The following is a 24,415-nucleotide window of genomic DNA, read 5'->3' as shown; positions in this document are numbered from 1 at the left end:
ATATATTTTTGTACATAGTTAGTCGCATATATGCCTAAGATTATATGAAGATTTGTTAAGGAGGAATGGTAAAAGATTGTTTCCAGGAGTAAACAGAAAAGGATTCACAATGCTTTAATTTTAAATATCGGTCGTAAAAATGAAAAAAATTATTCTTCTTTTGGTCTTGATAATGGCGATTTCCGTTTTTTCGGAAGTCAGCGGAAAAGGGAGAGCACCCATTCGTACCGTACCGTTCACTGCCGTACATTTTAACGATAATTTCTGGAAACCGCGTATCGATACGATCCGGTGTAAAACGATACCGTATGCTTTTTTACGAAGTGAGAAAGCGGGTTATATCGATAATTTTGCGATTGCTGGCGGTTTGAAAAAAGGCAAGTACCAGTCGATGTTTCCTTTCGATGATGCTGAGGTATATAAAATTATCGAAGGAGCCTCTTATTTATTGTCGGTGAAAAAAGATGCGTCGCTCGAGGCATATATCGACAGTGTAATTACGATTATCGCTTCGGCACAAGAACCCGACGGATATTTGTTTACCAATCGTACCATTAATAATCCCTTGCACCCTTGGGTGGGAAAAGAACGGTGGGAGTTGGATTGGAATGTCAGCCATGAGACCTTTAACGCCGGTGAACTTTACGAGGCGGCTATCGCTTATTATTATGCGACCGGAAAACGAAAACTACTCGATGTCGCTATAAAAAATGCCGATCTGGTCTGTAATACTTTTCATGAAAACGGTATTGTTATGGCGCCGGGACATGAAGTGATCGAGATGGCTCTCGTTAGATTATATGAAGCTACAGGGGATGAAAAATATCTGAAACAATCGCGTTTTTTTCTGGAAAGCAGGGGTAAAAGAAAGTTCGATAAATTTTCAGAAGATCTCAGGGAAAACGGTAAATATTGGCAAGATCATTTGCCGGTGAGAGAGCAGAGAGAAGCGGAAGGACATGCTGTCAGGGCCTTATATCTTTATTCCGGAATGGCCGATATTGCCATGTATATGCACGACGAAGAATACCATGAAGCTATCGATTCGATCTGGAGCAATATAGTCGGTAAAAAAATGTATATTACAGGTGGTTTGGGAGCTTTGCCCAGAAATGAGGCTTTCGGAAAAAATTTTGAACTGCCTAACGCATCTGCTTATTGTGAGACTTGCGCTTCGATCGCAAACTGTATGTTCAATTTACGTATGTTTAGGTTGCACGGAGAATCGAAATATATCGATGTATTGGAACGTTCCCTCTATAATACGGTGTTGAGCGGTATATCGGTAAGCGGTGATAAGTTTTTTTATCCCAATGTTCTTGAAGCGGGTAGAAAAGGACAGGAAAGAAGTTTGTGGTTCGATTGTTCGTGTTGTCCTACCAACCTCTCCCGGTTTATTCCTGCTGTGCCGGGTTATGTATATGCGACTGATAAAAATGCTATATATGCCAATCTTTTTATTGGGAATACCAGCGATATCGATTTTAACGGAAAAAATGTAAGATTAATACAAAAAACCGACTATCCCTGGAAAGGGGAGGTCGATATAACGGTCGATGCATTGCAAACCGGTAAATTCGATTTGAAAATACGTATTCCGGGGTGGGCGCAGAATCAAGCCGTTCCCTCCGATCTGTATAGATATACCGAGGATAAACAAAAAGAGGTGAAGATAAGCATCAATGGGGTTCCCTATTCGTTTGCCGCCGAAAAAGGATATGCGGTATTGAAACGTCGTTGGAAAAAAGGAGATAAAATAAGTATATCCATCCCGATGGAAGTACGGGAAGTTCTTTCTCATAAAGCGGTAAAAGACAATAGGGGGGCAGTCGCTGTCGAGAGGGGGCCATTGGTTTATTGTGCCGAATTCGCCGATAACAGAGGAGAAGTATTTAATCTGTCGTTACCGCTCGATGCTGTTTTCGAAGTTAGAGAATCATCCGACCCGCTGAAGGGGATCTATAAGATCAAAGCGACAGGAAAAAAATACGATATTTCATCTGATCGGAAAAATGTAACCGAATCCGATTCATATCTTTACCTTATCCCGTATTATGCAAGAGCATACCGGGGAGCCGGAGAAATGAAAGTATGGCTTCCTTTCGATGGAAAAACGATAAAAGCCGGTTTGTATGATGAATTGAGACTTATAGACGAAGTGATTATCGGGAATGAGATTTCTGAAAATAAACATGATTTACAGGGGTGCAATACCCGTACAGACCGAAGCACGGGATGGCGCGATGCCTTCGACGGATGGTTTTCCTATACGATGAATGTCGATCCCGAGAAACTGCAGGAATTGGTGCTGACATATCACAGCACCGACGGAGGTAACCGTCATTTCGGTATTTACATAGATAATCAGTTGATTTCTAAAGAAACTTTGCGTACCGAGACATACGATGTATTAATGGATCGTGTTTATACGATACCCCGTCAAATAACCTCGGGTAAAAACAAAGTAACCGTTAAGATCGAAGCTTTTCCGGGGAATATAGCCGGCGGAATTTTCGGATGCAAGATACGCACGGTCGAGTAAGTAAACCGATTTTATATAACGAATGCAAACGGCTGGGATTACAGTTCTGATTCCCGGTCGTTTGTTTTATCCGAACGCGATATGTGATATAAATAAGAAGGTTTTAAAAAAGTTTCTTTAATTGTCGGTTACGGGGTGTTTTATATTTACTTTTGTCGTAAGTTATAAATAATTTTTTATCACGATGGCGAAGAACTTGTTTAACCGTTATATCTGGTTGGTAAATACGATTTACCGAAACCGTCGTCTTACCTTAAAGGAAATAAATGCAAAGTGGATCGAAACCGATTATTCCGAAGGAAAAGAGATCCCCTTGCGTACATTTCATAATCACCGGGAAGCGATACAAGATCTATTCGATATTAATATCAACTGCGATAAAAGTACGTACGAATATTATATCGAAGACGCAGACGAGTTTACAAAAGGAGGAGTGCGTAATTGGTTGTTGAATACGTTTGCGGTGAGCGATCTGATAAACGAGAGCCATAGAGTGCGTGACCGCATTATTTTCGAAAATATCCCTTCAGGGCAACGGTTTCTGGCTCCTCTCATCGAAGCGATTCGCGATAATCAGGTATTGCGGCTGACTTACCGTGGGTATAACCGTTCAGTTCCGTCGGAATATGAAATAGAGCCTTATTTCCTTAAAATTTTTAAACAAAGATGGTATCTTATCGCACGTACTCCGCGTTACGAAGGTTTACGTGTATATGCACTCGACCGGATGATTGCCCTTACCGCTATCGGAAAGCGTTTTGTTTTCCCGGCTGGTTTTTCTCCAGCGGCTTATATGTACGATTATTTCGGTATCGTGCAGGATGAAAGTCATCCCGTAACCATTTTGGTCAAGGCCTATGACGGACAAGATAACTATCTCAGGGATTTGCCGTTACATCATTCTCAGGAAGAAGTCGAGCAGAGAGAAAACTATACGCTATTCCGTTACCGGTTGAAACCTACTTACGATTTTTGCCAGGAAATTCTTTCCTTCGGATACCGGTTAGAGGTCGTTTCACCCGAAAATTTACGCCTGCGAATAAAAGAAATGTTAGAACAAACAATGGCTCGCTATTGTTAAATATAGGTACTTTTCGGATATAATAAATAACTGAAAAGGATTTATCGAGACTAAAATATCTTTAAAATCGACTTTGATTGGTTTTATTGATTAACTTTGCCGCAGATTTTATATCGATTTTATGATAATTGAAAACTTCTCAAATTTAATTCGTCGCCAGAAACAGAAGTATGGCAACCGTGAAGCATTCCGCCATAAAGACCCTCACACAAAGAACTGGATTTCTACCTCTTGGGAAACATTTGCCCTTCAGGTAAAAAATATAGCCAAAGCGATGGTAGAAATGGGCGTGAATGAGCAGGAAAATATGGCTACATATACGCAAAACCGGCCAGAAGGTCTTATTGCCGATTTTGCCGCCTATTCTAATAGAGCTGTGATGGTTCCTTTATATGCTACCAGTTCCGAAGCACAGATCGAGTATATTATAAAAGAAGCCGAAATACGCTTCCTTTTTGTTGGGGAGCAGTTCCAGTATGATAATGCCCGTGCGGTGCAAAAAAGATTTCCAGTACTCGAGAAACTCATTATTCTCGATTCCGAGGTAAAAAAAGACGATGAAGATACTACTTCGGTTTATTTCAGTGAAATGATGGCTTTGGGAGAACGTTCGCAGCGAGACGATGTTGTTGAAGAACGTTCGGGTAAAGTTACCGATAGCGATCTCTGTAATATTATTTATACTTCGGGAACTACCGGAGAACCCAAAGGCGTGATGCTTACTCATGGTAATTACCGGCAGGCAATGCGTATACATATCGATCGACTCAATATGGTTTCCGATAAAGATCTTTCGATGTGTTTCCTTCCTTTAACCCACGTTTTCGAAAGGGCGTGGACTTATTTCTGCCTCGAATCAGGAATACGGGTCGCCATTAATTTCGATCCGAAAGAAATTCAGAAAACTATACGGGAAGTACAGCCTACCATAATGTGCAGTGTGCCGCGTTTTTGGGAGAAAGTTTACACGGCCGTGCAAGAGAAAATCGCGCAGGCCAAAGGAATACAGAAAGTAATGATGTCGGCGGCTCTCGAGGTAGGCCGTAAACGTAATCTTAGTTATGCGCGTACAGGTCGTAAAGCGCCTTTATGGACCGAATTGAAATATAAATTTTTCGATAAAGTCGTGTTTACTCGCCTGCGGGCAGCTATCGGTATTCCCAAAGGAAATATTTTCCCGACGGCCGGGGCTCCTTTATCCGATACGATCAACGAATTTTTGCATACTTGCGGCATCAATATCGTTTACGGATACGGTCTTACCGAAACGACTGCGACAGTAACCTGTTTCGATACCGTCGGGTACGAAATCGGGACGGTAGGTACTGTAATGCCCGAAGTACAGGTGAAAATAGGGGAGAACAACGAAATATTGGTAAAAGGCCCGACGGTGATGAAGGGCTATTATAAAAAACCGCTCGAAACACAAGCGGTCTTTACCCAAGACGGATGGTTTCGTACGGGAGATGCCGGTAATCTTTCCTCTACCGGTGCTTTGGTACTTACCGAACGTATAAAAGATCTTTTTAAAACCTCTAATGGTAAATACATTGCTCCTCAGGCTATCGAGACAAAGCTCGGAGAAGATAAGTATATCGATCAGGTTGCGGTAATCGGAGATCAGCGGAAATATGTGACTGCAATCATTATCCCGGCTTTTGAAGCATTGAAGGAATATGCGGCGCAAAAACAAATACAGTATCGTAATCTCGAGGAACTGATAAAAAATCAGAATATACAGAAACTGATACAGGAGCGGGTCAATGAACTTCAGAAAAATTTTGCCCGTTTCGAACAGATAAAAAAATTTACGCTTTTACCCAGAGCTTTCAGTATGGAGGCCGGGGAACTTACCAATACGCTTAAGATACGGCGTCCGATTATAAATAAGATGTATCGGGCCGAAATAGAGGCGATGTATGTGTGATTTTTAGTCAAAAACAGAATATATAAGGTCTGTCGCAAGTCTTGGTGTACGAACGGCAGACTTTTTTTATTATCTTCGCAGCGCATTTAAAAAATTAATAACGGAACAATATGATTACAGTAGAACAATTAAAAGAGCTTGAAGAACGCAAGTTGGCGTTGAGGAGGTATCTTTGACATCGATGAGAAACTGATACAAATCGAAGAAGAAGAACTGCGTACTCATGTTCCCGACTTCTGGAACGACCAGAAAAAGGCGGAAGCGCAGATGCGGAAGATCAAGGGTCTGAAATTTTGGGTTGAAGGATATAATGAAGCCGATAAGGCAGTAGAAGAATTAGAACTGGCTTTCGATTTTGTTAAAGAGGAGGTGATTACCGAAGAAGAACTCGACCAGGTATATGCAAAAACCAAAGAGATTATCGAAGATCTCGAACTGCGTAATATGCTGCGTCGTGAGGAAGATAAATTGGGAGCCGTACTTAAGATAAATTCCGGAGCCGGAGGTACCGAAAGCCAGGATTGGGCATCGATGCTGATGCGTATGTATATACGTTGGGCCGAAGACCATAAATATAAGGTTACCGTTACCAATCTTCTCGAAGGAGATGAAGCGGGAATCAAAAGTGTCACGATACAGATCGAGGGCGATTACGCTTACGGATATCTAAAATCGGAAAATGGTGTGCATCGTCTGGTACGGGTATCTCCCTTCAATGCGCAGGGAAAACGTATGACCTCGTTTACCTCGGTTTTTGTTGTGCCTTTGGTCGATGATTCTATCGAGATTCATATCAACCCGGCCGATGTTACCTGGGATACATTCCGCTCGGGAGGTGCAGGAGGACAGAATGTAAATAAAGTGGAGACCGGTGTACGTTTGCGTTATAATTATAAAGATCCCGATACCGGGGAAACTCGGGAAATTCTTATCGAAAATACCGAAACCCGTTCGCAGCTCGATAACCGCGAAAATGCCATGCGTTTATTAAAATCGCAGTTGTATGAAATGGAATTGCGAAAACGAATGGAAGAACAGCAGAAGGTAGAGGCCGGAAAGAAAAAAATCGAGTGGGGATCGCAAATTCGTAGCTACGTTTTCGATGACCGCCGCGTGAAAGATCACCGTACCAATTATCAGACTTCTAACGTACAAAGCGTGATGGACGGGAATATCGATGACTTCATTAAAGCATACCTGATGGAATTCGGTGGAGAACAAGTATAACGATGGAAAAACTTACGATTATAAAAGTCGGTGGTAAAATTGTCGAAGAATCCGAAACATTGAACGGTTTGCTGTCGGAATTTACCCGTATTCAAGGAAAAAAGTTACTGGTTCATGGTGGAGGGCGTTCGGCTACTCGCATTGCGTCACAACTCGGTATAGAGAGTCGTATGGTGAACGGACGCCGTATTACCGATGCTGAAACCCTGAAAGTGGTAACTATGGTATATGGCGGCCTGGTGAACAAGAATATTGTAGCCGGCTTGCAGGCACGCGGGCTTAATGCTTTAGGCATGACAGGAGCCGACATGAATATTTTGTTATCGGTGAAACGTCCTGTAAAAGAGATCGACTACGGGTATGTCGGTGATGTTAAGGCTGCCGATGGTGCTGCACTCGCCGATCTTATTTCCCGGGGAGTTATTCCCGTATTGGCTCCGTTAACGCACGACGGTAAGGGAAATATGCTCAATACCAATGCCGATACGATTGCCGGTGAGGCGGCCAAAGCTCTTGCCCGATATTTCGACGTGACACTGGTTTTTTGTTTCGAAAAGAAAGGTGTGTTGCGTGACGAAAACGATGATGATAGTGTCATCCCCGAGATAAACGAATCGTCTTTCAAACAATATGTGGCCGACGGAATAATACAGGGCGGTATGATTCCCAAACTCGAAAATTCATTCGATGCGATACGCTCGGGGGTGAAAGAGGTGATTATTACTCAAGCTTCCGATATCGCTAATGGTGGAGGTACCCGTATTGTATAGTATTTTTTTCCTCTACTGTAATAATAATAGTTTTAGTCGGGTTTGCCGATAAAAAAATTGTCATTATACCCGAAACAAGCGGGGTTCTAACTTCGGTTTTGAAGTTGGAACCCCGTTTGTTTTTTTGTATTTCCTAAAAAAGATATATATTTATTAATAAAGATAATATCACCATACCGATTTAGTTCGTTTTAAAATAAGCGAACTTAATTGTTAGCAAGAATCTCCTATATCGTTATCTGTTTGTTATACCGGTAGAAAAGAGAAATTAGGAGATTCTTGTTTTTAAGAATTACAAATTTTAATTGAATGTGTTCACTTACTGTTGCATGGATTACGTTGTATGGTTTTGGTTTTAAATTTCTGATATGAAATAATTTCGTTTTCCTTGAGTGGGACGCAGGTCTTGTGAAAAAAGAATCTCGAGAATCACATCGTCTTTCAGATAATGCTCGAATACTCGCTTTATGATTTCCCTGTCACCCGGGTTTTCGGCTTCCGCGATGCGAATGGTTAACCGGCTTTTTTCTTTCTGGATTCCCTGATATGAAAATATCCGATTATATTTACTCATTATTTCTTTGAACGCGAAATTAAGTATGACGCTGGGGAAACGATTTGTTTTACCGCATATTACGCCTCCAACCCGTCCTTGTAATTCGAGTAATACAGGGTGTTGCCGTCCGCAGGGGCATTTATATCCTTCGGGAGCCAACCGGATGTAATCTCCCAACCGATAACGAATGATAGGAAACGAACGAGAGTGTAAATTGGTTACTATAATCTCTCCGTCGGATTCTTCTATAATCACCCCTTCCATATTGATATGCATATTACCTTCGGGGCATTCAAACGCAATGATTCCGGTTTCGGCAGCACCGTACTCGCTGATAATCGGTTTCCCGAAGGCTTTTTTTATCTCTTCCCGGTAACTGTCGAAAATCATGTCGGAGGTTCCTTTTACAAGTTTGAGTTTCGGAAAGGAGGAATTGTTTTTGCGATTACACATGCAGGCCAGTTCGTATATCATCGAAGAATAGCCTTGTATAGATACCGCCTTGTTTAAATGACCGATAAATTTATCGGTCGTTCTTTTGTTATAAGAAGATAGCCGGAATTGGTTTCTGATAAAATCGAGAATTTGTATCTTTAATTGGGTTTTCTGCCCAGGGTCGCTTCCCGACAGAACGGCAGACTTGTCCCAGCGCGAAATTCCGTACCAGGATAATCCCCGAAAGATAGATGCCAGGTGAAATGATTCCCAAGCCTCGTCACGGTAAAAAGAAAGTATTTCACCGGTAGAGCCGGAGGTTTTGGAATATATTGTTTTTTTGAAAGGATAAACGGCTTGCAGTTGTTTATTGTGTTCGGTTAATGTCTTTTTATCGGTTATGGGTAATTTTTTCAGATCCTCTAACGAATGGAACGTTTCCGGGGAAAAACCGCTTTTCTGAAACTGCTGTTTATAATAGGGAGAATAGGCGGCTGCGAAAAATAATAGTTCGCGACAAGCCGATATTTGGTAGTTTTGTAGTTGCGGCAATGACCAACGGTCCGATTCGATTAAAAAATGGAAATCGGCCTTTAGTGATGGGTTACGGTAATTTTCGTATAACCGATAAATAAGTTTACGAAACATGGTAAAAATATTATTGTTTACAAATATACATTTATTAAATGATTAAATGGCTTCTTTTTGTAAAGACCGCTATATTATAAAGTCGTAAAAAGCATTAAATCATACATGATTTATAAAAAATAAATTATATATTTGAACGAATACGATATAAAAACAATAGAATGAAACTACTCATGTTTATACCTTCGATGCGGGGCGGCGGGGCCGAAAGGGTAATGGCAGTACTGTGTAACGGATTGTCGCAAAGGGGGCATGAAGTAGTTTTGTCGACCGATCTTTCGGAAGGAATAAAATATCCGCTCGATTCCCGAATAAAGTTAGTCGCTTTAACCGAGCGGAAGTACCGGAAAAGTCTTTACGGGAAGATCTCGTATAATTTTTATTTTTACAGAAGGATTAGAAAAATAATTAAGGAAATCCGGCCCGATGCCGTTATTTCTTTTCTCTATATTCTTAATCCCAAAGTTATTTTGGCAAGTCGGGGTTTACATATACCGGTTATATCGTCTGAGCATACAAATTTTAAAGTAAAACGTACATGGTTAAAGACTATAAGGCGTGAATATATCAATAAACTGGCTGACCGGGTAACTATACTGACAAAGGCGGATTTTGATTATGTAGGTGCTAAGCTTAAAAATAAGGTGATTGTACCCGATCCATTGCCTTTTTTACCTCCTGAAAAAGACTGTGATCGTAAAAAAGTGATTTTGGCAGTAGGCTATTTAAACCGTTATAAGGAAAAAGGATTTGATCGGTTGATAGAAACGTGGTCGCATATCGCGCATAAATATCCCGACTGGAAATTATGTATAGCGGGTACGGGAAATTCCGAATCGGTAAATAACTTACAACAACTTTGTGTTCGCTATAAGGTCGATGATCGGGTTCAGTTTCCCGGATTTATAGATGATATGCAATCATTTTATCAAAGAGCTTCTATATTTGTTCTTCCTTCTCAATATGAAGGGTTCTCGATGGCTCTTATCGAAGCTATGTCACAAGGGTGTGCCGCAGTGAGTTTAAACTGTCCCTCGGGTCCGGAGGAAATTATCTCGAACTGGGAAGACGGTATATTGGTAGGTGCGGATGATTTCGGAGCATTGGAAGAAAATATTTCTTATTTGATCGAAGATGAGAATTTACGCAAGAAATTGTCGCATAATGCGATAAAAAATATGCAGCGATATTCGGTAGAAAATATTATGAATATTTGGGAAAACTTGTTGCGTGAGGTAGTTGAAAAAAAGGCATAAACAAAAAAGTTTATGCCTTTTTATAAAAATAAAAAATTTATTTATTGTCCGATTTCTTTGATTGCCCCAGTTTCGGGGTAAAATGTAACATGTGAAGGCGCCTTTTTATCGGTAAAAAGATTGGGATCTAAACCATAAACGATACCGGCTTGAGAGAGCTGGAATTCTCCTTTGAAAATTGTTTTTCCGTTATAGGTAAGTTGTGCTTCGGCTTTTCCGGGAATACAATATGCTAATGCATTTTTTGGCATTTCTTTTATATTCCCTTTAGCATCGATAGGCATTTCTCCTTTTTCGGTAATTTTTAATTGCATATATATGGGAGTTCCGCTCAGGTTATTTTTATCTACGATTCCGGTAAAATCGGATAGCCTGAATACTACCTCATTGGCTGTATCTCCGTTAGGAGTCCAGATGAAATGCTTCACGACCTGTTCGGTTTGTTCGGTTCCTAAAAAAAGAGCGGTAAGAGCTTGCTCCTGTTCGTCGAGTTGTTGCATCATTAGTTTCAGAGCGGCACCGTCGGCCGGTTTTTGATCCGATTCTCCGGTAGAAAGGTCGAGACGGCTCTCTCTGATGCGGTAAATCTGTTTGGCGGCTATTTCTGCCATTTTTGCTACAGAGCCCGACATAAGCATGTCTTCGGTAAGAACCGACGCATAGTTATTGTTATCGAGAACCGATTCGGTTTTCTTTTTTGCCTGGGTGAGTGACGTTGCTGGAATTTCGGGATCGGTATTTACCGATAACAGCAATCCGTCTTTATTGAGATACATATAAGGGGTAGAACCCGATTTGAATTTTACGAGATACTCCTGTTCTTTATCCGGTATGCCATAGGCTTTTATCGTAGCCCGATCGAGTTGCCAGTTTTCTTTGTTTTCGGTAATTTTCACGGGAACACCCAAATATCTTTCGGCATACATATAATAAGGACCTGCTTTTTGAGTGGTTTTAGTAGCGACTACTTCGATATCGAATACGGTTTTAGGCAAAGAATATACGAGTCCGTATTCATTATGTTTTCCGGCAGTAAATTTTGTCGTTTCTTGGGCATAGCCGTATATGGGAAATAACAGGCACAGAAGTAATGTGAATTTTTTCATATACTCGATGAATTTAATGTTCTGTTTAATCGAAATAAGATTTTAGTTTTTTAAAGGCTTTACCGATATGGGTGATGATATCACCGGCCGTAATGTATTCCTCAGAGAGTTCTTCGGCAGCGAGGTCACCAGCCATCCCATGTAGGAAAGTTCCCAGTACGGCAGCCTCATGTGAAGCGTAGCCTTGTGAAAGCAACCCGGTAAGTATTCCTGTAAGTACATCGCCGCTACCGGCTGTCGCCATTCCGGGATTACCGGTACTGTTGAAGTATATTTTCTCTTTCGGGGTAATGATTGCGGTATAGGCTCCTTTAAGAATGATAATGAGATTATATCGTTTCGATATCTCGGCGGCTTTTCCCAGCCGTTCGTACATGTTATCATGTTGGCCGAATATCCGGTCGAATTCTCTTATGTGGGGCGTAAGTATGCTTCCGGCCGGCAAAAAGGCCAGCCAGTTTTGGTGAGAAGCAGTCAGGTTGAGGGCGTCGGCGTCGATAACGACCGGGTACCGTAGCTGAGGCAGTACGGCTTCGAGGGCTCGGGCGGTTTCCTCATTTTTGCCTATCCCGGGGCCTATTCCCATAGCTTTATAATGTCTTTGTATGGGTATTTCGGTAATATGTGCAACGCAGTTGTCGGTTTGCACCATGGCTTCGGGAACTGTACTTTGTAAAATTTCATAGCCGCATTGTGCGGTGTGTACGGTCACAAGACCAGCACCGGTATGTAAAGCAGCTTTTGTAGAGAGTACGGCGGCTCCGATCATACCTTTACTTCCGGCGATCATTAAAGTATGCCCGTATTCGCGTTTGTCGGAGAACCGTTTTCTCGGTTTGACGATAGGCGCTATTTCTTCGGGTTCGAGGTAAAAATAGCGGGAAGGAGTAGAGTCTAAAATTTCAGGATGAATACCGATGTCTATAACCTTCCATTCTCCGATATATTCGGCGTTTTCGGGCAACATAAATGCCAGTTTCGGATATTGGAACGTAAGGGTAAGTGTGGCCCGTATGATATTGCGGCTATAATTGTCCCGGTTGTCTTCTCCGAATAGTCCCGATGGCAGGTCGATAGAAACGACTTGCGGATGTGCCGCATTGATGTATTGTACTACCGATGCGAAACCTCCGGTAAGTCCTGTACGTAGGCCCGAACCGAAAAGTCCGTCGATGACGAGCGTATATTCGTCGAGAAGAGGAGGGAGAAAATCTCCTTTGACTACTTCGGTGAGATGAACACCTTCTATTTCTTTTAGTCGTTCCCGGTTTTTAGAGCAATCGGGCGATAGTTTTTGGAAAGGATTGAAAAGGAATATTTCTACCTTATAGCCTTCTTCGATAAGCATACGGGAAACTGCCAGGGCGTCGCCTCCGTTGTTGCCGGAACCGGCGAAGACGACTACGCGGGTATTTCGTTTCCATCGTGAAATAATTTCGAAGGTAACCGATGAAGCGGCTCGCTCCATCAGGTCGATCGAACTTACCGGTTCGTGTTCGATGGTATATTCGTCGAGTTTTTTAGTTTCGTTTGTAAAGAATATCTTCATCTTTGAGATCCTTTTGTTTGCGCATTAGACTGCCCGCGGAAAATTATAGGGATACGGTCGTATTTCAACTGTATTATTCTTTCCCGGTATAGTATAATCCGATGACAAATATAACGATTTTTGTAAGTTATTCGCAATCTCACCGTTAAAAGGATAGCGATGATAAAGCATATTTATGACTTTTTTATCGTTACGGCGTTTTTGCTCGACAGCTCTTTTTCGAAAAAAGGTGATACCGGAAATATAAATTTTGTTTTTTAAATCGGAGATAAAAAAGATTATTTATTGTATTTTTGTCACTTTAATTCATTACTCATCTCCAATGGACACCATACAAATTAAAGACAAGACTTTTAAGCCTTATATAAACCGGGAAAAGATAAGGCTGGCGATAGGGGAAATCGCTGCCAGAATAAATGAGGAGTTGGCCGGGAAAAATCCTTTGTTTATCTGTGTTCTGAACGGTGCTTTTGTTTTTGCTTCGGATCTTTATCGGGAAATAAAGATAGAAAGCGAAATTACTTTTATGCGTATGAAATCGTATAGTGGTACTGAAACGACCGGATCGGTAAAAGAAATTCAGGGTCTCAACGAAGATATTAAAGACCGTACGGTCGTGATTGTAGAAGATATCGTAGATACCGGTTATACTATTCAGCACATTATAAATGAACTTTCCCGGAGAGGTCCGAAAGAGATTAGAGTGGCCACTTTGTTATTTAAACCACAGGCATTGAAATGCGATATAAGCGTAGATTATGCCGCACTGGAAATACCCAACGCGTTTATTGTAGGCTATGGCCTCGATTACGACGAGCAGGGTCGTAATCTGAAAGATATATACGTGATTACCGAATAACGAGGGCGAAAACGGCCCGGTGTATCGTAAGACCGCAATAATACCTTGAAAGATACTTGTGAAAGAAAATTCAGTATCAAAAAAAAGTATAACTAAATGAAACACGACATGTTGAATATTGTTATTTTTGGCGCTCCTGGTTCGGGAAAAGGAACCCAGAGTGAGAAAATTATCAGTAAATACGGCCTCCATCACATTTCTACCGGGGACGTATTGCGTTCGGAAATGAAGAACGGTACGGAGCTGGGGAAAATTGCAGAAGAATACATCGCTAAAGGACAGTTGGTCCCCGATGAGTTGATCGTTGATATGTTGGCGAAAGTTCTCGATGCTAAAAAAGAGGGAGTTAAAGGAGTTATTTTCGACGGTTTTCCCCGTACGATACCTCAGGCCGAAGCTCTGAAAAAAATGTTGGCCGAACGCGGTACCGAAGTATCTGCTGTAATCGGTCTCGAAGTGGAAGAAGCCGAGCTGATCGACCGCCTTCTGAAAAGGGGACAGATTTCGGGACGTTCTGATGATAATCTGGAAACGATAAAAAGTCGTCTCGATGTTTATCATAAACAAACTACTCCGTTAAAAGATTTTTATATTAAAGAGAAAAAATATAAACCCATACATGGAATGGGTAGTGTAGATTCTATTTTTGAAGCTGTCACTGAAGCGATCGAAAATTTATAATCGTATAGTCGATTAAATAAGCCGGGAAAGAGAATGCCTTCGGGTCATTTCTTTCCCGATTTGTTTTTTATAGAGAATACCGAGTTTTGCCGGAAATCAGGAAAATCGTATCTTTGTTTAATTAAATCATCATCGTATGGGTGCCGGAATTATTTTGATACCGGTTTGCATACAATAATAAATATAGATTATGGCAGGGTCTAATTTTGTCGATTACGTAAAAATACATTGCCGTTCCGGAAAAGGAGGGGCAGGCTCGGTACATTTACACCGGGAAAAATTTATCACCAAAGGAGGACCCGATGGAGGTGACGGTGGTCGCGGCGGTCATATTATTTTAAAGGCTAACCGTAATTATTGGACGCTGTTGCATCTGAAGTTTTCGAGACATATATTTGCCGGGCACGGCGGGCACGGCGGTGCAAGCCGCAGTTACGGAAAAGATGGGGAAGATCAAGTTATCGAGGTTCCGTGCGGTACGGTTGTTTTCGATGCTGATACCGGTGAATACCTTTGCGAAGTGACCGAAGACGGCCAGGAATTGATTTTATTGAAGGGGGGCCGAGGAGGATTGGGAAACTGGCATTTTCGTTCGGCGACTAATCAGACGCCGCGTTATGCGCAACCCGGAGAACCGGCTCAGGAACGGTCGGTGATTATGGAATTGAAACTATTGGCAGATGTCGGTTTGGTCGGGTTTCCGAATGCCGGTAAGTCGACATTACTTTCTACCGTATCTGCTGCCAGACCGAAAATCGCGGACTATCCTTTTACGACATTAGAACCAAATTTGGGTATCGTATCTTATCGTGATAACCGGTCGTTTGTTATGGCCGATATACCGGGTATTATCGAAGGAGCCAGTGAAGGACGCGGGCTCGGATTGCGCTTTTTGAGGCATATCGAGCGTAATTCTTTGTTGTTGTTTATGGTTCCGGCCGACAGCAAGGATATTAAAACCGAATACGAGGTTTTATTGAATGAAATTCGGCAGTTCAATCCCGAATTGCTCGATAAACAAAGAGTACTGGCGGTAACGAAATGCGATATGCTCGACGATGAACTTACATATGCTCTTAAGCAGGATTTACCCGATATCCCTTGTGTTTTCATATCTTCTGTAACCGGACAGGGAATACAGGAACTGAAAGATCTTTTATGGATAGAGCTGAATAAGGAGGAAAATAAGATAACTACCGTAACGCATCGTAATCTCGATGTTAGTCATCGTGTGCGTGAAGAAGATGACTTCGATTTGGGAAGTTCAGAGTCGAATGATGAAGATAATTATGAAGAAATGGATTGGAAAGAATGATTCGTACCGGTAAAAAAGGGATAGAAATGTTGTCGTTCGACCGTTTATCGGCGTATGGCGACATTTTTAATTTTGTGACGACTCGTAACGGTGCCGAAGCGGGAGATGCCTATTCATCTTTTGATTTGGGGGTATCGGGCGATCGGAATATCTGTATTGTGGAGAGTAACCGGAAAAGGTTATGCGATGTACTCGGTATCGATACTTCGTCTTTAATTCTTCCGTATCAGGTACATGGGGATAAAATTCTCGAGATAAATGAAGAATGGTTTTCGTTGCCGGGAAAAGACCGGTCGATGGCTTTAGCCGGAATCGACGGCCTGATTACTTCTATGAAAAATATCGCGATAGGGGTGACAACAGCCGATTGTGTCCCATTGTTGCTATATGATCCCGAAAAGAAAGTGGTTGCGGCTGTACATGCCGGATGGAGAGGAACTGTGAATGGGATTGCCGCCGGGTGTGTGCAAAAGATGATTGCTTTATATGATTGTGATCCTCGCGATGTGATTGTGGGGATCGGACCGTCGATAAGTATATCTCGGTTTGAGGTGGGCGAAGAAGTCGTTTTAGAATTTCGTGATGCCGGTTTCCCGATGGACCGCATCTGGATGCGAAATGCTGCGACCGGTAAATCTCATATCGATCTTTGGGAGGCCAATCGGTATATGCTTATTCGTTCGGGGATTTTGCTTTCTCATATCGAAACGGCAGGCATCTGTACCCGAACGTATCATAAAGAGTTTTATTCGGCTCGCAAACTGGGAATTGCTTCCGGACGATTCGTATCGGGAATATTTTTGCGTTGATTTTTATAAGATACAAATAAAGAGCGCCGTTTTCAATCAGGCGCTCTTTATTTATAAAATCCTTTTAGGAATTATTTTTTTAATTCTGCTACTTTTTTAAGGATAGCAACCAGATGATTCCAGAACTTTTCTACGGCCGGTATGTGCATTTTTTCGTCGGGAGAGTGAACTCCTTGTAAAGTGGGGCCGAACGAAATCATATCGAGATGCGGGTATTTTTCGAGGAACAGTCCGCATTCGAGACCGGCGTGTATCGCTTTTACAGCCGGGGTAATGTGATAGAGTTTTTCGTAAGATTCGATGGCGATCTTCAGAATCTGAGAGTTGAGATTCGGTTTCCATCCGGGGTATCCCTCGTTGTGGGTTACCACGGCTCCGGCAAGTGTAAATACGCTTTCGATACGGGATGCGATCTCTTCTTTAAACGATTCGGTAGAACTGCGCTGGCTTGTAGTAACAATAATTTTGTCTTCGCCCGCCATTTTTACCGATGCCAAATTAGTTGATGTTTCTACCAGTCCCGGAATATCGCGACTCATGGCGATAACTCCGTGCGGGCAGGCGTTCAGACCATTGATAAGGGCGAAAGTCGTTTGGCGATCGATACAAATATTCTGGTGTTCTTCGCTTTCGAGCAGGATTTTCATATCGGGTTCTATCCCGTTATATTCTTCTTCCATCAGGGCGATGAACTGGTTCATATCGACCCGTAATTTCTCTTTTTCGGATTTATGTAATCCGATAACGGCTGTTGCTTCGCGGGCGATAGCATTATGCAGGTTTCCACCGTCGATACTGCAAAGTGCCATGTCGTACTTTTTCAGTATTTTTATCAAGAAACGGTCGAGTATCTTGTTTGCATTGCCCAGTCCTTTATCGATATCGCTGCCCGAATGTCCTCCTTTCAGGTTTTTTACTGTAATACGGAAAAAAATATGATCTTGCGGGATCATGGTGGGCTTGTATGTAAATATTGCTGTTGTTCCGATTCCGCCGGCACATCCGATAAATATTTCGGCTTCGTCTTCCGAGTCTAAATTGAGCAGGATGTCACCGGTGATAAATCCGGCTTTCATACCGAAGGCTCCTGTAAGGCCGGTTTCTTCATCGACGGTAAATAATGCTTCTATTTTTCCGTGTGGGAGATCGTTCGAAGCCAAAACAGCCAGTGCTGCAGCCATTCCGATTCCGTTATCGGCTCCGAGAGTGGTTCCTTTTGCTTTTACCCATTCACCGTCGATATAAGTTTCGATAGGATCGTTTTCAAAATCGTGAACTGTACCGTTATTTTTTTCGCATACCATATCCATGTGTGATTGCAGTATAACGGTAGGGGCTTCTTCATGCCCTTTAGTAGCTGGTTTTGTGATGAGTATGTTCCCCGTTTTGTCTTCTTTGGCTTCGAGGCTATTCTCTTTTGCGAAATTGAGAAGGAATGCTTTTATTTTACCTTCTTTTTTCGAAGGACGCGGAACTTTAGTGATTTCATCAAAATAATGCCAGATTAGTTCGGGCTTAAGATCTTTTATTTCCATAATATAAATGGATTATAGGGGTTATTATTCTTAAAAACAGTCGGAGTGCTGATAAATTAGTGTTAAATTAAGCCGTTAAAACGATATATATTTCAAAAATACGGCTATTAACCAATTAAATCAGACTTTATTTTTATATTTGCACCACAAATATAATCAAAATGTGGAATACGATTCTTTTTACGGCCTTGATTGTTGCACTTGCTTTTATTCTTTTAGGAATAAAAGTCATATTTGTTAAAAACGGCCGTTTCCCCAGTACGCATATCGGCGATAGCAAGGAAATGAGAAAAAGAAATATATCGTGTGCGATGACCACAGATTTGCGGGATCGTGAACAAAAAACATTAACCGATCTGATGAAGAACAACTAAATTTTAAGCCAGAATAAAATTAGAAAATTATGAAAATTGCTACTCATTTGATGCATTCGGCTGTCGCTGTTGCCGTTGTATTATCTTTTGCCCAGTGCAAACAAGAAAAGGCTGCGGATGATAAAGCAGAAACCACCGCTAATGTCGAAAAAGTTGCGTCAAACGGACTCTCTGTCGCATATATCAATGTCGATTCGGTATTGCAAAAGTATGAATATGCTAAATTCCTTAATGAAAGACTTATCCGTAAAGCAGAAGATGCCCGGGCGAGCTTTAATGAAAAGGCTCGTGACTTGCAACGTGACGGAGAAGATTTTCAGCGTAAATATAAAAATAATGCGTTTTTATCTCAAGAACGCTTCGAGCAGGAACAGCAACGGTTAGCGAAAAAACAGAACGATTTGCAAGCTTTGGGCGAACGACTCGAAAAAGAAAATATACAAGAGCAGCAAAATATGCTTTCTCAAATGAATGATTCCATCATGACTTTTATCAAAGAGTATAATCAGACTAAGAAATACGATGTGATTCTGAATAATCTGAGTACGCTATATATTAATCCTTCATTCGATATTACCAATGAAGTGATCGTAATGTTGAATAAACGTTATAACGCTGCCAAGAAATAAAAATTAAATATATAAAAATGCAGAAGGCCGCTTTATATATAGCGGCCTTCTGCATTTTTATATATTCTTGGGTCCCGTTTTATATAGATAAGGCGTTTCTGCTATACAATAATGGATATGTGTTAAGGTTGATGTGATAAGAAAATAGACGTTTTTATTTTTTTTCTATGCACCTTTATTGGTAAGGTCCCGAATTTTCATCCAAAAGATATTGTATTTACGAATAAAAAGGGGTAAGAGCCGATATTTCTGCTCTCACCCCTGATCAATTAATCAAGCCTTAATTATAAACTGTGAGCAATTTATTAATTTACAAAGACTTTATAGGTCTTCTCAGAAATACGAACCAGATAGATTCCCGGAGTCGGTACGGAAATTATTTCTACCCCGTTTGAAATTATCCGTGTATCGATTAAAGAACCGTTAATATCGTAAATAGAAACTGTTTCTTTTTCCCCCTTAATGATGATATTGCCTTTATCGCTGTATACAAGATGGTCGGTGTTCGAGTTATTCTCGATATTTTCTCCATTGCCGACGGTTATTTCTACAACAAAGTTTGTTTTCGTAATATTATCGGTGTAAGTTATATTAAGTGTATATATCCCATCTTTCGCACTCGATACTTTAAAACCGGTACGTCCATATTTTTCGATGGTAAGATTCGTATCCGGGCTGGTCGCTTTACAAAATATATAATCGGTCGAGATAATATCCGGTTGAATTATTCCTTCTTGATTTTTATCGAGACTCAGTGTAGAAGGTAATCCTGTAATCTCGGGAGTAATATATCGGCTGTTTGAAACTTCATCGATAGTAATAAAATCGAGATAGGTATCTTGGGGAGAAAGCGCGAAGCGTAATCTCGAGGGTTGGTCGGCATTGTAATCGGGATCGTCGAAATTATATATAACGCTGTATTTTTCCCATCGGTTACTTAGCGATAGTAAATTATTTGCGTTTTTTCCCATGCCTGCGCCTTTGTTCATGACAAAAAAGAATGGTTGTAATATTGGGTTGGTTGTTGCTGATTTTGCATAGAAAGTTACCCGTATTTTTTTATCTTTAGGAATGGGAGTATTGGCAGCATTGGGATACAATTCGATATAGCCACCATCTTCTTCAGGAATAGATTTGAATGCGTTGTTTCCTTGAATGACATCGTCGGATATAATTTGAAATTTGTTCTGTATAGGTTTGCTTACACCCCAGCCCGGTATGGATGTGGTGGTAGAGCCATCTCCTTCGAAACTGTAATTTCCTAATTTTACCCAAAATTCGTTTGTCTTTTCTTTTACGTAAACGTCGTCGACATATACATTGACAGGACTACCTGATAAATCTTGTTTTGCCAGTGCGATCCTTATATCGATCGGTTTATCATAATCCCAATTGGTACCTAAGCTATTCATGTCGGCATCGATAGAATAAGAATGCCAGTTGTTGTCTCCGCTTATTGTGATCGATCGGTCATTCGATAATTTTTGAGTATCGCCTTCGTACCCATAGAATTGTATGGCAAGTTGTACTTCTTTATCTGATTTTGCGAACAGGGTTACAGTATATATTTTTTTCTCGAGTGCAAGGCCGGATTGAGCGACATACATCGAATAGCGGTCATTGAGATTATAATTGCAGGTGAATTTTAATGACTGGAGACCTTCCCGCGATGATTCGGACGAATACCCAAGTGTTCCTTCCTGGGGGGAATCGGTATTTTTAACCACTGAATACCATTCGTAATTGTGGGTAACGCTATTAGGATTGGGCTGAAGTTCTCCGATTTCGAATCCACCGTTCAGAATTTTGTTTTCCTGAGCTTGTACGGCAATACAGCCGGTGATTAATAAAAAAGAGAGTAGTTTTGTTTTCATAGGTATTGTTTTAGTTTGTAAAATTGATTTTAAACAAAAAACGAGTATCTAATGTGGGTTTGGATACCCATTTTTTGTTTATGGTATTCGTTTCTGGCGTGAAACAAAAAGGAACACCGGATTGAAATAGTATGAATTGATTGGATAATGAGTCTATTTTATTTATTGTATTTTCTCTAATGAGATATCGTCTAAAAAGATGCTGCTCAACAATGTTTTATGGTTGCTTGTTTCGGGATTAGCCGAGATACCGATAATCCCGTTTCTATAATCGAATGTCTTATTTTCATTTTCTTTTTTACTTAGTTGCCTTTCTTTGAAATTTTTTAAATCGAAAAGAACCGAGTAGTCGTTCCATTCGTCATTGTCTTTTAGTTTAATAAATATCGTATAATTTATTTTTGAAGATTCATCGGTAATAACAGCAGTAAGCTTTGTGATATGATTTTCGGGATCGTTTTCTTTTTTAGCTTTAAAGGTAAGACGGTATTGAGAATCGTTTTCGAGAGAAACCGGTTGTATAAGCACGCACTGATACCATTTGGGATTATCTTGGTTCATATGTGGGGAATTGCGTAAATAAAGAGAATATTCGCCCGAGGCTTTTTCTTTATCTTGTATTTCGGCAATGATATAACCTGTATTCGAAGCTTTTTTGTACCATTTCCCGGTTTCTGTTTTATTTGTTTCTATCGGGGGATTAGAGGTTTCTGTTTTCTTTTCGAAAAATCCCTTTACACGAGGTATAAAATATGCATCGTGTAGCAATATCGTATATGTCGACGGGGTATCTTCAAATCCACCGTTATGAATAATATTTTGTGATTCGACATGTAGTGCCAAAGAAAAAAATAATGTGAATAGAAACAATGCTTTCATAGCTTTCATAATGATTATTTTAAAAGGCTAAAACCGGCTACTTTTCAGGTAGTATTACAGTTGCAATATTACATACAAATGAGATAACCGAAATGCTTTTTCTACTTGTGTGAATCCCATATTTTTAATTTTGGAACACCTATTCATTCTCAGCTATCTGTAGGGGTGGTTAATGGAGGAAATGATTGGGTGTGTAAAAAAAATGGTACCTTTTGTCAAAAGGTACCATTCTAATTTTTCTGGAAAATATTTATTCTTTTGTGTTCGCTTTATCAGTAAAGCCGGGATTTTTTTCTTCTTGTTTCAACTCGGGGTAACTGATACGGGTGTGATACATCGTTTTTAGTTTTTCGATAAATACGTTTTTGATGATTTCTACATCTCTGAAACTGATAGGGGCGTTTTTCATCAGCCCGTCGGCAATCTGACTGTCGATGATGTGGTTTACCAGTTTAGATATAGATTCTTCGGTATATTCTTTTAAACTTCGGGATGCGGCTTCTACCGAATCAGCCATCATGAGTATGGCTGTTTCTTTGGTAAATGGGTTAGGCCCCGGATAAGTAAAAGATGCTTCGTTGATGGGGTAATCGGGGAATTCATTTTTGTATGAATTATAAAAGTATTTTGTTTTGCTTTTACCGTGATGTGTAGCGATAAAATCTTTTATTGCTTGTGGAAGCATCAGCTTATCGGCCATCTTTAACCCATCGGTAATATGTTGTATGATAATTTTTGCACTTTGCTCATAAGAGATGGTTTGGTGAGGATTGACTCCCGACTGATTTTCAGTGAAAAATGCGGGGTTTCCTAATTTGCCGATGTCGTGATATAAAGCGCCGGTTCTTACCAGTTGTGCTTTTGCCCCTATTTTGTTGGCTGCTTCGGAGGCCAGATTTGCGACTTGCATAGAATGCTGGAAGGTTCCCGGACAAATCTCGGACAATTGTCGCAGGATGGGAGAGTTGATATCCGATAGTTCGACCAAAGTAACATTCGAAATAAAACCGAATGTTTTTTCGAGTAGGTAAATAAGTAGGTATGCAAATAATAATAATGCACTGCTTCCTCCGAAATAGAGGAACATATTCCAGTTTATTTTTGTCCAGTCTCCTTCTGAAAGTAAAGTATATCCTACGTAACTGATACTGTATGCCATAAATACGAGAAATGCGCAGCGTACGAGTTGTGATCGTTTAACCAATTCGCTCAAACTGTCGATCGCCGTCATACCGACAATAATCTGAAGAAAAATAAATTCGAGGGAAAATGGGGCGGCGAACGCACACAACAGTACTGTAATGAGATGTGCATATAAAGCGATACGGGAATCGAGGAAGGTGACTACAATGATCGGTAGAATTGCGAATGGAACCAGATAGATTCCTAGTAATTTCATTTGGGTAAGGAAATAGGCAGTCAGCGTAACACTTACTATCATAAGCAACAGAAATCCCAGGCTTCGCAGGTCGTTGAAGATATGAGGTCTGAATAATGCCAGAAATAGATAGAAAAATGAAAACAGACAGGTAATTACGATCGCTTCTCCTAAAAGTGTAGTTTCCCGGTGTTCGAGATTTACCGTTTTCTTTAAAGTAACGCTTTCGAGTGATTTTAAAATGCGATATGTATGCGGTGAAATTATTTCACCTCGGTCGACAATGCGTTCACCCGCTTGTACGACACCCGATGATAGTGAAATTCGTTGCAGTAGTTCGTTTTTTATTTTGTTAGTCGTCTCTCTGTCGAATGTCATATTTTCGCTCAGGTAAGTATGCAGATTATAGTCGTAAAGCGAGCTGCGACTTCCGTCGTCAGGAAGTTTTGCCAGGATTTCTTCGTATGCGGCTCGAGGCGTAAGTAAATTTTGAGCAGGATATGTTTTGGCAATATTGTTTTCGATGATCCTTACTTGTAATCCAGGTATTTTTTGCAACGAATCATATACTGAAGGCGCGATGATTCCTTGTTTGTAAACTTCTTGTATTGCATTGAAAATGTTATTATATAAAGAAACGGAAAGTTTGTTTTTCAGAGAGGTATGATAGGCCGACTGAAACCGTTCTACTTGTTTTTTCCCGATCTCGGGATTGTAAGTTATATAAGGTTGTAAGGTTTTTAAGATGCTATCTTGTTCCCTTTTTACCTGATCTCTGCTTTTATAAATAGGAAAATCGAAAGAAGCTGTCAATAGTCCGTATTTCCATGGTTTCCCTTCCTGAAAATGGTAACGGAATTTTTCTTCTCTCGGATAAAAATAAATGGTGAGTAATACTGCCCCTATAAAAAATAAGGTCTGAAATAGGGCTTTCCTCGAAATGAATTTATATTTTTTCTTTACTTCCATAAATCTTTATATCAGA

Annotated in this window: 19 protein-coding genes; 12 read left to right on the top strand and 7 right to left on the bottom strand. The window is 40.7% G+C overall.

Annotation, left to right across the window (positions count from 1 at the left end; translation table 11 throughout):
• Nucleotides 1-139: 139 nt before the first annotated feature.
• The 5 genes from NMU02_RS05885 (at nucleotide 140) to argB (ending at nucleotide 7,547) form a co-directional block, all read left to right on the top strand.
• Nucleotides 140-2,542 carry a glycoside hydrolase family 127 protein gene (locus tag NMU02_RS05885; protein ID WP_255026496.1) on the top strand — a complete coding sequence of 801 codons (2,403 nt, stop codon included), beginning with the start codon at nucleotides 140-142 and terminating at the stop codon, nucleotides 2,540-2,542.
• Between the two features lie 184 nt (nucleotides 2,543-2,726).
• The gene (locus tag NMU02_RS05880; protein WP_255026495.1) at nucleotides 2,727-3,623 is read left to right on the top strand and encodes a helix-turn-helix transcriptional regulator; all 897 of its coding nucleotides are present in this window, start codon (nucleotides 2,727-2,729) and stop codon (nucleotides 3,621-3,623) included.
• A gap of 121 nt (nucleotides 3,624-3,744) precedes the next feature.
• The gene (locus NMU02_RS05875) at nucleotides 3,745-5,550 is read left to right on the top strand and encodes an AMP-dependent synthetase/ligase (protein ID WP_255026494.1); all 1,806 of its coding nucleotides are present in this window, start codon (nucleotides 3,745-3,747) and stop codon (nucleotides 5,548-5,550) included.
• A gap of 110 nt (nucleotides 5,551-5,660) precedes the next feature.
• Nucleotides 5,661-6,777, top strand: a protein-coding gene (gene prfB, locus NMU02_RS05870) for a peptide chain release factor 2 (RefSeq protein ID WP_255026493.1) whose coding sequence is annotated in 2 segments (ribosomal slippage) — nucleotides 5,661-5,723 and nucleotides 5,725-6,777 — 1,116 coding nt in all. Because the reading frame shifts where the segments join, the coding sequence is not laid out codon by codon here.
• Between the two features lie 2 nt (nucleotides 6,778-6,779).
• Entirely contained in the window at nucleotides 6,780-7,547 is a 768-nt protein-coding gene (argB, locus tag NMU02_RS05865) for an acetylglutamate kinase (protein WP_255026492.1), read from the top strand.
• 355 nt (nucleotides 7,548-7,902) lie between these two features.
• Here the strand turns inward: argB and NMU02_RS05860 are convergent, their stop codons facing one another.
• Complete coding sequence (locus NMU02_RS05860; protein WP_255026491.1) at nucleotides 7,903-9,186, bottom strand: phenylacetate--CoA ligase family protein; 1,284 nt, start codon at nucleotides 9,184-9,186, stop codon at nucleotides 7,903-7,905.
• A gap of 161 nt (nucleotides 9,187-9,347) precedes the next feature.
• Here NMU02_RS05860 and NMU02_RS05855 point away from each other — a divergent pair, with 161 nt between their 5' ends.
• On the top strand, nucleotides 9,348-10,442 hold the full coding sequence (locus NMU02_RS05855) for a glycosyltransferase family 4 protein (protein WP_255026490.1): 1,095 nt from the start codon (nucleotides 9,348-9,350) through the stop codon (nucleotides 10,440-10,442).
• A gap of 41 nt (nucleotides 10,443-10,483) precedes the next feature.
• Here the strand turns inward: NMU02_RS05855 and NMU02_RS05850 are convergent, their stop codons facing one another.
• Nucleotides 10,484-11,548 (bottom strand): DUF4831 family protein, encoded by a 1,065-nt coding sequence (locus NMU02_RS05850; protein ID WP_255026489.1) that lies wholly within the window; start codon nucleotides 11,546-11,548, stop codon nucleotides 10,484-10,486.
• A gap of 25 nt (nucleotides 11,549-11,573) precedes the next feature.
• Complete coding sequence (locus tag NMU02_RS05845; RefSeq protein WP_255026488.1) at nucleotides 11,574-13,097, bottom strand: NAD(P)H-hydrate dehydratase; 1,524 nt, start codon at nucleotides 13,095-13,097, stop codon at nucleotides 11,574-11,576.
• A 322-nt stretch (nucleotides 13,098-13,419) separates the two neighbouring features.
• Between NMU02_RS05845 and hpt the strand changes: the two genes are divergently transcribed.
• The 4 genes from hpt (at nucleotide 13,420) to pgeF (ending at nucleotide 16,761) form a co-directional block, all read left to right on the top strand.
• On the top strand, nucleotides 13,420-13,956 hold the full coding sequence (gene hpt / locus NMU02_RS05840) for a hypoxanthine phosphoribosyltransferase (protein WP_255026487.1): 537 nt from the start codon (nucleotides 13,420-13,422) through the stop codon (nucleotides 13,954-13,956).
• 108 nt (nucleotides 13,957-14,064) lie between these two features.
• On the top strand, nucleotides 14,065-14,637 hold the full coding sequence (locus tag NMU02_RS05835) for an adenylate kinase (protein ID WP_255026594.1): 573 nt from the start codon (nucleotides 14,065-14,067) through the stop codon (nucleotides 14,635-14,637).
• A gap of 190 nt (nucleotides 14,638-14,827) precedes the next feature.
• Nucleotides 14,828-15,952 (top strand): GTPase ObgE, encoded by a 1,125-nt coding sequence (gene obgE, locus NMU02_RS05830; protein WP_255026486.1) that lies wholly within the window; start codon nucleotides 14,828-14,830, stop codon nucleotides 15,950-15,952.
• Nucleotides 15,949-16,761, top strand: a complete 813-nt coding sequence (gene pgeF, locus NMU02_RS05825; RefSeq protein ID WP_255026592.1) for a peptidoglycan editing factor PgeF — start codon at nucleotides 15,949-15,951, stop codon at nucleotides 16,759-16,761. The genes obgE and pgeF overlap by 4 nt, the downstream gene beginning before the upstream one ends.
• A gap of 71 nt (nucleotides 16,762-16,832) precedes the next feature.
• On the opposite strand, the gene NMU02_RS05820 is transcribed toward pgeF, so the two are convergent.
• Entirely contained in the window at nucleotides 16,833-18,296 is a 1,464-nt protein-coding gene (locus tag NMU02_RS05820; RefSeq protein WP_255026485.1) for an aminoacyl-histidine dipeptidase, read from the bottom strand.
• 161 nt (nucleotides 18,297-18,457) lie between these two features.
• Here NMU02_RS05820 and NMU02_RS05815 point away from each other — a divergent pair, with 161 nt between their 5' ends.
• Nucleotides 18,458-18,670, top strand: a complete 213-nt coding sequence (locus NMU02_RS05815) for a hypothetical protein (RefSeq protein ID WP_255026484.1) — start codon at nucleotides 18,458-18,460, stop codon at nucleotides 18,668-18,670.
• A 29-nt stretch (nucleotides 18,671-18,699) separates the two neighbouring features.
• Nucleotides 18,700-19,299 (top strand): OmpH/Skp family outer membrane protein, encoded by a 600-nt coding sequence (locus tag NMU02_RS05810; RefSeq protein ID WP_255026483.1) that lies wholly within the window; start codon nucleotides 18,700-18,702, stop codon nucleotides 19,297-19,299.
• 305 nt (nucleotides 19,300-19,604) lie between these two features.
• On the opposite strand, the gene NMU02_RS05805 is transcribed toward NMU02_RS05810, so the two are convergent.
• The 3 genes from NMU02_RS05805 to NMU02_RS05795 form a co-directional block, all read right to left on the bottom strand.
• Nucleotides 19,605-21,173: a T9SS type A sorting domain-containing protein gene (locus tag NMU02_RS05805; RefSeq protein ID WP_255026482.1), complete on the bottom strand. Its 1,569-nt coding sequence runs from the start codon at nucleotides 21,171-21,173 to the stop codon at nucleotides 19,605-19,607.
• A gap of 162 nt (nucleotides 21,174-21,335) precedes the next feature.
• Entirely contained in the window at nucleotides 21,336-22,061 is a 726-nt protein-coding gene (locus tag NMU02_RS05800; protein ID WP_255026481.1) for a carbohydrate binding domain-containing protein, read from the bottom strand.
• A gap of 241 nt (nucleotides 22,062-22,302) precedes the next feature.
• A complete protein-coding gene (locus tag NMU02_RS05795; RefSeq protein ID WP_255026480.1) occupies nucleotides 22,303-24,399 on the bottom strand; it encodes an HD family phosphohydrolase in 2,097 nt (698 codons plus the stop codon).
• Nucleotides 24,400-24,415: the final 16 nt, after the last annotated feature.

Origin of the sequence: Coprobacter tertius, assembly GCF_024330105.1 — a bacterium.
Taxonomy (GTDB): domain Bacteria; phylum Bacteroidota; class Bacteroidia; order Bacteroidales; family Coprobacteraceae; genus Coprobacter; species Coprobacter tertius.
The sequence above is the reverse complement of the archived record's forward strand: the minus strand, read 5'-3'. Positions and strand labels throughout refer to the sequence as shown.